The organism is Flavobacterium sp. (genome assembly GCF_035760125.1).
Classification (GTDB): Bacteria; Bacteroidota; Bacteroidia; order Flavobacteriales; family Flavobacteriaceae; genus Flavobacterium.
The window spans coordinates 1-9,368 of sequence record NZ_DASTTN010000277.1; the positions used below are offsets into that span (position 1 = coordinate 1).

Consider the following 9,368-nt stretch of genomic DNA (forward strand, 5'->3'; position numbering starts at 1 on the left):
TAGACTTAAAATGATATGGATGCACACAAAACTTGGTGATTCCAACTATACTGTCTTCCAAACCCAAATCATACAACAATTCGGTTTGAGAAGGCACAAGAGAAACGATCCGCTTGGGAGAAGAATCAAAAATGTGGATAATTCCGAGTTGGTCAGTGAATTGTTTCATTTAATTTAATCGCAAAGTACGCAAGGGTTTACGCAAAGTTCACTAAGTTTTTTAAACACAGATTTCACAAATTAATATCTGCGAATTTGTGAATTAAAAATCCGCGAATCCAAAGAAATAATTATAATGAGCTAAATCTATGCGAAAAAAATTATATTATTTTGTGCTTAATATCTCTTCCATCTCCTGTTGCATTTTCAAAGCCTCGGCTCTGGCTACATCAGCGAAGTCAATTCCATTCGAAGCATAAATAATAGCGCGAGAAGAATTGATTAGCAATCCAACATTGTCATTCATTCCATATTTACATACTTCAGAAAGACTTCCGCCTTGTGCACCAACACCTGGTACTAACAAGAAACTATCCGGTACAATCTTACGAACTTCGGTAAAATATTCGGCTTTGGTAGCGCCAACCACATACATTAAATTTTCAGAATTTTTCCAAGTTTTGGATGTTTCCAATACCTGTTTGTACAATTCTTTACCGTTAACCTGTAAAGTCTGAAAATCAAATGCCCCTTCATTGGAAGTCAAAGCCAACATAATGGCGTGTTTGTTTTCAAAAGCTAGAAAAGGCTCAACAGAATCTTTTCCCATATAAGGAGCAACAGTTACACTATCAAAATTTAAATCTTCAAAAAAAGCTTTGGCATACATCGATGAAGTATTCCCGATATCACCTCTTTTGGCATCGGCAATGGTAAAAATCTCAGGATGTTTTTCGTTGATATAGTTAATTGTATTTTGTAATGACATCCATCCTTTTATTCCATAGGCTTCAAAGAATGCTATATTAGGTTTATAAGCCACTGCCAAATCATGTGTAGCATCAATAATGGCTTTATTAAATTCAAAAATAGGATCTTCAGTCTCCAATAAATGCTTTGGAATTTTATTTAAATCCACATCTAAACCTACGCATAGAAATGATTTTTTAATTTTAATTTGTTGGATTAATTCTTGTGTCGTCATCTCTATTTTTTTTAAATCACTATTAATTTATGAGAAATAATTTTCTTCTTAGCGGCATGCAAAAATAAAAAAAGCCATTCAATTAAGAACGGCTTTTTTTTAGAATTAAAAATTATAATTTTCCTTCGTATATAGTCCCTACGTGTATCACTTCGGTTCTTCTATTTTCAGCTCTTCCTTTTGCCGTTTTATTACTTGCAACAGGTTTCGTAGCTCCAAATCCTTTATACGTTAAATTTTCTGGATTAACACCTTTGGTAATTAAAGCATCCATAACCACTTTGGCCCTAGCCTCAGATAGTTTTTGATTTGCTTTAGGATTTCCTACATTATCCGTATGCCCTTCGATAGAGAATTTAGCATTTGGATAGTTTTTGATAATTTCTTTAATCGCATCCAATCTTCCATCAGTTTGTCCTTTGTCAGCATTTTGTAAAACCGCTTTTCCTGTTACAAAAAATACAGCTCTTGCTTGAACTTTAAGCTCTTTTAGTGCTTCTTGAGTTACTTCAGGGCAACCTTTATTGCTTGCTGGTCCAGCAACAGTAGGACAAGCATCCTCTTTATCTGTCACACCATCTTTATCTGCATCAAGCTCAGGACAACCTGCATTGGCAACCAACCCTTTTTCGTTTGGACATTTATCGTCTTTATCAAGAACTGAATCTCCATCTGTATCTGGCCATGGACATCCTTTGTTTTCAACAGGACCTGCAACGGTTGGACAAGCATCAACATTATCAAAAACAGTATCTTTATCCTCATCACCCCATGGGCATCCTTTATTTTCAACAGGACCTGCAACGGTTGGACATTTATCATCTTTATCAACTACAGTATCTGCATCGGTGTCTGGCCAAGGGCAACCTTTGTTTTCAACAGGACCAGCAACAGTTGGACAAGAATCTTCTTTGTCTAGAACTCCATCCTCATCCGTATCTTTAAATTTCTTTTCATACACAGGAATTTTGAAACCAAAATAAACATCTGCTGCTTTTGATTGCTTAGAAAACACATTAGTAATTAATGAGCTAGAACCAACAAACAAAGGTCCAAAACGCAATCCAGTACCTACCTGCATTCCGCTATATTCCATATAATTTATTGGTAGAGAGAATGTAAACCATCTTGTTTCATAACGTGGTGTCAAAATCCATGTATTTGCTGAACTCGTTTTACCTAGAGCAGATTTCTCTATTAAACTAAGATTTCCATTTAAGTTCAAATAGAATTTCTTGTACATATTCCAATCGGCATCAACGTGCATTACCGTAGGCAAATTAGCTTTTATTGATTTATACGTTGTGATAGGAGTTCCATAATGAGCCTCCAAAAAATCTCCCAAATTATCGGCATCATCAATATCCTGTTGAGTAACCACGCCGTTAATATTATAGAAATCTTCTTTTAAATTATTGTATTTAATAGATCCGATGTCTGTAATCGATAATCCAAAACGCAATTTATATTTATTCAAGTCTCTAAAGTTATTGTCAACTGCTTTGGCTTTGTCCAAATCATAAGACTCATAATCGGGTCTCCACTCATACACTAAACCAAAATCAGCACCATAACCTTTAGAATTAGAGTCGAATTTCACATCCTCGTCCCCAGTGATAAAATCTTGGCTGCTTCCAATGGTAAGTGAACCGGTAGTTGCCAAAGTACTTGTTAATGGATCGTTCGTTTGATTAAATGCTGATGTAACATTATCTCCTTTCATGTAAGAATTGATTCCTCCAACCAAATATTTGGCAGTGAAACCTCCTTTTAGAAAGTGTTGTTTACTTTGCCATAAAACAGCAGCATAAGATGCACCAACCTCAGCCCAAGTGTGTCCAACTGCATTTGGACTTCCCACAAGAATATTAAAATCAGATGCATCATCCAGACCATCTTTCAATTGATCGTATAAATGTCCATTTACATCATTAGCATTTACAACAGCTCTCGCTCTTGTATAAATAGCGATTGCATGTTTTGGAGCAATATTAAACATAAATGAAGGTCCCATCACATCAGAATATACAATTCCACCATTGTTTTTAGTTGGTGTTCTTTTACCTTCTTTACCTGCATCATAAGAGCTTTTCGATAAATCAAATAAACTTAGACCGTAGTAATCATTGTTTAAGGAACTACTGGTTGAAAATATATTAATGTCTGTTTTAAAACGAGAATCAACAATAGAAGCTGGATTAAAAAGTACTCCCTGCACTCCTGCATAATTATCAGGCATATACCCCATATATGACTGGGCATTTGCTTGTGCAATTGAAAATAGAACAATTAAAAATAGTAATGATTTTTTCATCAAATTGATTTAAGGTTAATATAATATTATGATTGTTTTAATAAGATTTTAATTCATTTAAACTGGGGACAACACAAAAAAAACACCTAATTGGTTCTATCCAATTAAGTGCTTGTAAAACAAACAGAGCAAATTTTAGAAAACCTCGCTTGCTTCTTTTAATTTTTCCATATTGTTAACTAATGCTAGCTCGTCTACAATTTTCTGGATGTCACCATTCATGATGTTACCCAAATCATATAATGTTAACCCAACACGGTGATCAGTCACACGCCCTTGAGCATAATTGTAGGTGCGAATCTTAGCCGAACGGTCACCAGAACTTACTTGAGAAGTACGTTTGGTAGCATCCTCAGCTTGTTTTTTGGCCAATTCCATTTCGTATAAACGAGAACGCAAAACCGTCAAAGCTTTATCTTTATTCTTGTGTTGTGATTTTTGATCTTGACATTGTGCCACCAATCCAGTTGGAATGTGCGTCAAACGAACTGCCGATTTCGTAGTATTTACCGATTGTCCTCCAGGTCCTGATGAACAGAAGAAATCCACACGAACATCGTTCATATCAATTTGAACGTCAAATTCTTCCGCTTCTGGAAGTACCATAACTGTCGCTGCCGATGTGTGCACACGTCCCTGAGTTTCAGTTTGAGGAACACGTTGCACACGGTGAACTCCTGCCTCAAACTTCAAAGTTCCATAAACATCTTCTCCAGTTACCTCAAAAATCACCTCTTTGAAACCACCCGAAGTACCTTCGTTCATATCCACAACCGATGTTCTCCATCCTTGTCCTTCACAGTATTTAGTGTACATACGGAACAAATCACCAGCAAAAATACTGGCTTCGTCTCCACCCGTTCCGGCACGAATCTCCACCATTACGTTTTTTGCATCTTCTGGATCTTTAGGGATCAGCATAAATTTAATCTCATCTTCCAGTTGCGGCAATCTTTCTTTGGCTTCGTCAAGTTGCATTTTGGCCATTTCTACCATATCAGCATCACTACCGTCGGCGATAATTTCATTGGCTTCCTCTATATTGGCCAATACCAAAATATATTCTTCACGCTTTTCAACCAAGTTCTTAATACTTTTGTATTCTTGGTTAAGCAGCACATACCGTTTTTGATCAGCTATAACATCCGGTTGAATAATCAAATCCGAAATCTCATCAAATCGCTGTTTTACATATTGGAGTCTATCTAACATCTGTATATTTCTTTATTTCTTGTCTATTTATTTTTGCCAAAAGGCTTACCGAACCCTTGATAACAGTTTTTTAACCTGCTAAAAAACTTTCTTTCATTTCGGTCTGCAAAAGTACAAAAAAAGTATTCAGTTTACAATTTACGGCAACCAGAATATAATTAAGATAATTTAAGGGTGATTTTCATTTTTTCAGGAGCCGTTTCCTGCTATTCGCTGTATCTTTTTATCCGTCTCGTCTTTAGGGACGAGACGGATAAAAAGGATGCCGCTTCTATCAGGGCTAGAGATTTTGCGCTAAAAAACAGCGATTACGGTTTTCCGTAAAATGTCTGCATAAAAAGAACTTACTTTTGAAAACACAAAACCTCAAAACATTATTACATCCATCTGGTATTAGGTTATGTTTTTGAAGAATTAACTAAATAATGTTTGTTATGCTTAGCTACCCAAAAATGGGTGGCTTTGTGTAATTTTTATCATTTATATAAATTTAGTTCCAAAAAAGCTTTACACTAACTACTACTGGTGCTATAAATTTTTGCTTAAAAAAAGCAATTGTAATTTTGTGTAAAATCCCCAAATCAAAAGAGGTTATATTAGATAAAAACAATAAATTTATTCAAAGGAAAGCAGAAATTAACTAAAAATCCGCAAACAAGACTTAACTCAACCCCAAACGAATTGTCGCAGGGGAACGGTAGCGAGCATTTAGATTATTCAAATTATATAAATATTTTTTCGTAAATTAATAGTCTAAATTTTTTATTATGTTACTGGAAATAAATATTGAACATTCTGTTTTAGTGCCTGTACTTTCAGAGGTAATTGTTTCTTTATTATTGGTAATCGGTGGTTACTTTTTGGGTAAGTATAGGGAAAGATGGAAAGAAAAAGGAAAAAACCTTGACGAATATGATTTTTACCCATTTGAAGAAGATAAAAATAATTTTCCTCAATTTAGCATTAAGGATTTTCGTCTTGCTGTTCATTATTTCTTGAAAAACAAAGATTATATAGCCGCACGCCAACTCATCTTCATTGGGGAACAAAATAATGTCAGAAATCAATTGGAAACTGTTGAATTAAAACAGTACGAAAAATTATATCATATTTATCAAGGATCTAAAATTGAATTTGATAATAATGAATTTCTTGAAAACTACAAACGTATTGTCCATCTTTTAGGCTTAACATTCAAGAATATGGGGATAGAAATCCTTCTACACAACCTAATGAATCCTTCACGCTCTATTATAGAAATAGAAAACGGCGAAGTTACAGGAAGGAAAATAGGAATGGGTACAACAATGCTCGTACTTGATTTAAAAAAAAGAAAGGAACTAAAAGAAGACAAGTTAAATTATGAATTAAATATAGGTTCAAGAAGATTTAAATGTACTACAATTCCAATCTATAGAAATGATTATGGCTTGATAGGTGCTCTCTGTATAAATATTGACATAAACTATATTAATGATGAAGTCCTAATAGTTAAGAAACGACTTGAAGAGTTTTTTAAAAATTATTGTGCGACGGAAATGACTCTTGATGAGAATATTTTAAGCAAGGAAGAATATGAAAAGGCAAAGAGCGGTAAAAAACATTGGAAAGAATACTAGAATTAATTCAAAAATCCACTAACATTGGATTTAAGCAAGTGCCTTTTTGGAAAAACTTCAACTTCTTTTTGCATGTTCGACTTGGTGATAAACAAAACCGAAAGAACAAAACCCCACTCTGAAAAATATTCTTTGAAAGTTTACGATGCTTTGCATTCTATAATTAAAAAGAAGTGAAAATCATTATTACGCATAGAATGCGAAGCATCCAACTTCTGATATGATTTCCTTTTCAAGAAAACTTCAACATTTTGTTATAAATTTGGTTTTGTCGTTGCAAAGCTGAACATTTGTGTAGCAAACAACACACAATCAAACGACAACATGAACAATGACTTCTACTACAAATTCATCCTTCCGGACGAGTCGATTGCTGACTTTGTGGAAAATATCGGAATGTTTCATAACCAATCAGACAGGGAAAAAGAAGTGATTCTGATGCCTGACGGAAGAGTTGATTTGTTTTTTTTGCAATCTGAATCAGCACCTTTTCAGATTATACTTATTGGTTTGGAAACGGTACCTGAACAAAGAAATATTCCGCCACACACAATTGCTTTTAAAATTAGTTTTAAACCGCTTGGGGTTGAATATCTTTTACAAACTTCTATAGCAGATCTTTTAAATAGCGCAAAAAATTTACCTACAGCCTTTTGGGATTTTAATGCCGATGATTTAAAAGATTTTGATGCATTTCTAAAAAAAATAGCAAAAAAAATAAACACCCTTTTACCTGATAAAATTGACGAAAGAAAGCGCAAACTTTTTGAATTAATTTATGTCACAAACGGCGAAATGAAAGTAAAAGAACTTTCAGAAGAAATATCCTGGAGCAGCAGGGAGATCAACCGTTATTTCAATAAACAATTCGGTCTTTCATTAAATGCATTTTGTAAAATTTTACGCTTTAAGGCTTCCTTACAACATATTGCGAAAGGCAAACTTTTTCCGGAGCTAAACTTCACGGATCAAACCCATTTCATAAAAGAAATAAAAAAATTTTCAGGCGTAGTTCCGAGCGAATTATTAAAAAATAAAGATGACCGATTTATACTATTATCCGTTCTAAAACAACAATAATTTTGTCCCGACCCAAGGCTGATAAGCCAAACGGAATAAAATTAATTTAAAACTTAGACGGAATGTTACTAGAAAATAAGCAAGTTGCTATAATAGGCGGCGGTCCAGGCGGACTTACATTGGCAAGACTTTTACAATTGCAAAACGTAAATATAAAAGTGTACGAAAGAGATTTAAACAAAAATGCACGAGTGCAAGGATCACCTTTGGACTTGCATGACGGATCGGGATTAGCCGCCATTCATAAAGCAGAGTTATTTAACGAATTTAGAAATAATTTCCTGCGCGCGGCAGATAAAATGCTAATCGTAAACGAACTGGCAGAAATCTTTTACAGTGACCACGAGACGAATCGTGATGAAGATTTTGACAATGAATATTTTCGTCCTGAGATAGATCGTGGTTCATTAAGGCAACTATTGCTGGAATCATTACATCCCGAAACAGTAGTTTGGGACAGTCATTTTATTTCAATGGAAGAAAAAAATGAAGGTTGGTTGCTACATTTCAAAAACAGCCCATCTGTTTACGCAGATATTGTTATCGGTTCTGATGGTGCCAATTCTAAAATTCGACCTTATATCACAGACATCAAACCATTCTATTCGGGTATAATGATGCTTGAGGGCAATATTTATCAGTCCAAAAAAGCAACGCCTCATATCGATTCATTAATAGATGGCGGAAAAATAATGGCCTTTGGAAATACAAAAAATTTATTGCTTGGACAAAAAGGTGGTGGCGATCTTGGTTTTTACGCAAGCTTTAAAGCTGATGAAAATTGGGCTACAAACAATGATCTGGATTATTCAGATAAAACACAAATGTTGGAATGGTTTAAAAAAGAATATCCCGAATGGAACAGTATCTGGCACGAACTATTTGAAAATGTTACGGTGCCTTTTATTCCCCGGCCTATTTATTGCATGCCTTTAAAACAAAACTGGAAAGCTTCGCCTAATTTAACAATCATTGGTGATGCTGCACATGTAATGCCTCCTTTTGCCGGTGAAGGTGCAAATATGGCTATGCTTGATGCATTGGAATTAAGTGAATTCCTTACTTCTGATAAACACAATACGGTGCAGGAAGCCATTTCTTTCTATGAATTCAATATGCGTGAAAGAGCAGCAATAGCAGCAAAAGAATCGCTTGAAAATGGCGAAAAAATGCACTCGAAAGATGCATTAAAAGCAATGTTGGCTTTTTTTAACGGACACTAAAATGAGACTGAGTTAGGAATACAAAAGCACAATCAAAGTCATTGCGAGGAACAAAGCAACCTCCCACACTCCGCAAAGTCTCATGACTTTGCGTTTTTTTTTTAAAACTCTTAAAAACCGAAAATATGATAAAAGTCTCCTTACTTTTTCCGTGCAGGTTATGATTTTATAACACTGTTAAAACAAAGTATTAAAAGCACGCAGTACAGTTGTCAGTTTTGGTTAAGTATTTACACTTTTCCATAAACAGGCAGGATATAATTCCCGTTTAAAAAAGGTATTGGATCTATTTGGCTTTGCAGGACTATCCCCTTGTGAGGAGTTTCGAGAAGGAGTTGTGCTGCTTGTACTAACGGTGCTGCCGTAGTGGTCTGGATGGCTCTCAATTTATGTTTTCCTACTTTTTGAGAAAAAATACGCTTTGCAATCTCCCGTCTGCGCAAAATGCCTGTCGCATCTTTACCCTCAACTGCAGCATACAACACAATTTGATCATCCTCATTGTGAGGTATTACAGCTTCCATTTTTTCTTGTAGCCTTTTAATGGTGTCAGGAGTATCCCCTAAAACAATAAGTTGTTCTTGCACCCACGCATAATGCCCTGGATGGCGCAAGGTTTTGTAATCGAGCGTACACACTTTCCCCGATAAGGCATCAGGCAAATCTGCGGCGCCACCCGAAGTAAGATCCTCTTCATAAGCAATGCCTTCTATAATAATAGTGGCTCTTTCCGAAAGGGAAGGTAGAGTAGTTTTTTTATAATCCCGCAAAACAAT

7 protein-coding genes and 1 pseudogene are annotated in these 9,368 nt (G+C 35.1%); 3 read left to right on the forward strand and 5 right to left on the reverse strand.

The window, feature by feature from the left end; translation table 11 throughout:
- The 4 genes and pseudogenes from VFS71_RS10040 to prfA form a co-directional block, all read right to left on the reverse strand.
- Positions 1–169: pseudogene (locus VFS71_RS10040) on the reverse strand (cobalamin-binding protein); the annotation flags it as partial.
- A 156-nt stretch (positions 170–325) separates the two neighbouring features.
- Positions 326–1,144, reverse strand: a complete 819-nt coding sequence (pyrF, locus tag VFS71_RS10045; RefSeq protein ID WP_326401063.1) for an orotidine-5'-phosphate decarboxylase — start codon at positions 1,142–1,144, stop codon at positions 326–328.
- A 112-nt stretch (positions 1,145–1,256) separates the two neighbouring features.
- Complete coding sequence (locus VFS71_RS10050) at positions 1,257–3,458, reverse strand: DUF5723 family protein (RefSeq protein WP_326401064.1); 2,202 nt, start codon at positions 3,456–3,458, stop codon at positions 1,257–1,259.
- 135 nt (positions 3,459–3,593) lie between these two features.
- Positions 3,594–4,670, reverse strand: a complete 1,077-nt coding sequence (prfA, locus tag VFS71_RS10055) for a peptide chain release factor 1 (protein WP_116795805.1) — start codon at positions 4,668–4,670, stop codon at positions 3,594–3,596.
- Positions 4,671–5,437: 767 nt separating this feature from the next.
- Between prfA and VFS71_RS10060 the strand changes: the two genes are divergently transcribed.
- The 3 genes from VFS71_RS10060 to VFS71_RS10070 all read left to right on the forward strand — a co-directional run bounded on the left by VFS71_RS10060 (position 5,438) and on the right by VFS71_RS10070 (position 8,592).
- A complete protein-coding gene (locus VFS71_RS10060; protein ID WP_326401065.1) occupies positions 5,438–6,289 on the forward strand; it encodes a PAS domain-containing protein in 852 nt (283 codons plus the stop codon).
- A 324-nt stretch (positions 6,290–6,613) separates the two neighbouring features.
- Entirely contained in the window at positions 6,614–7,369 is a 756-nt protein-coding gene (locus tag VFS71_RS10065; protein WP_326401066.1) for a helix-turn-helix domain-containing protein, read from the forward strand.
- A gap of 62 nt (positions 7,370–7,431) precedes the next feature.
- A complete protein-coding gene (locus VFS71_RS10070) occupies positions 7,432–8,592 on the forward strand; it encodes an NAD(P)/FAD-dependent oxidoreductase (RefSeq protein WP_326401067.1) in 1,161 nt (386 codons plus the stop codon).
- A 230-nt stretch (positions 8,593–8,822) separates the two neighbouring features.
- Here VFS71_RS10070 and VFS71_RS10075 read toward each other — a convergent pair.
- The coding region (locus tag VFS71_RS10075) for a saccharopine dehydrogenase family protein (protein WP_414655997.1) at positions 8,823–9,368 on the reverse strand (546 nt) is incomplete at its 5' end.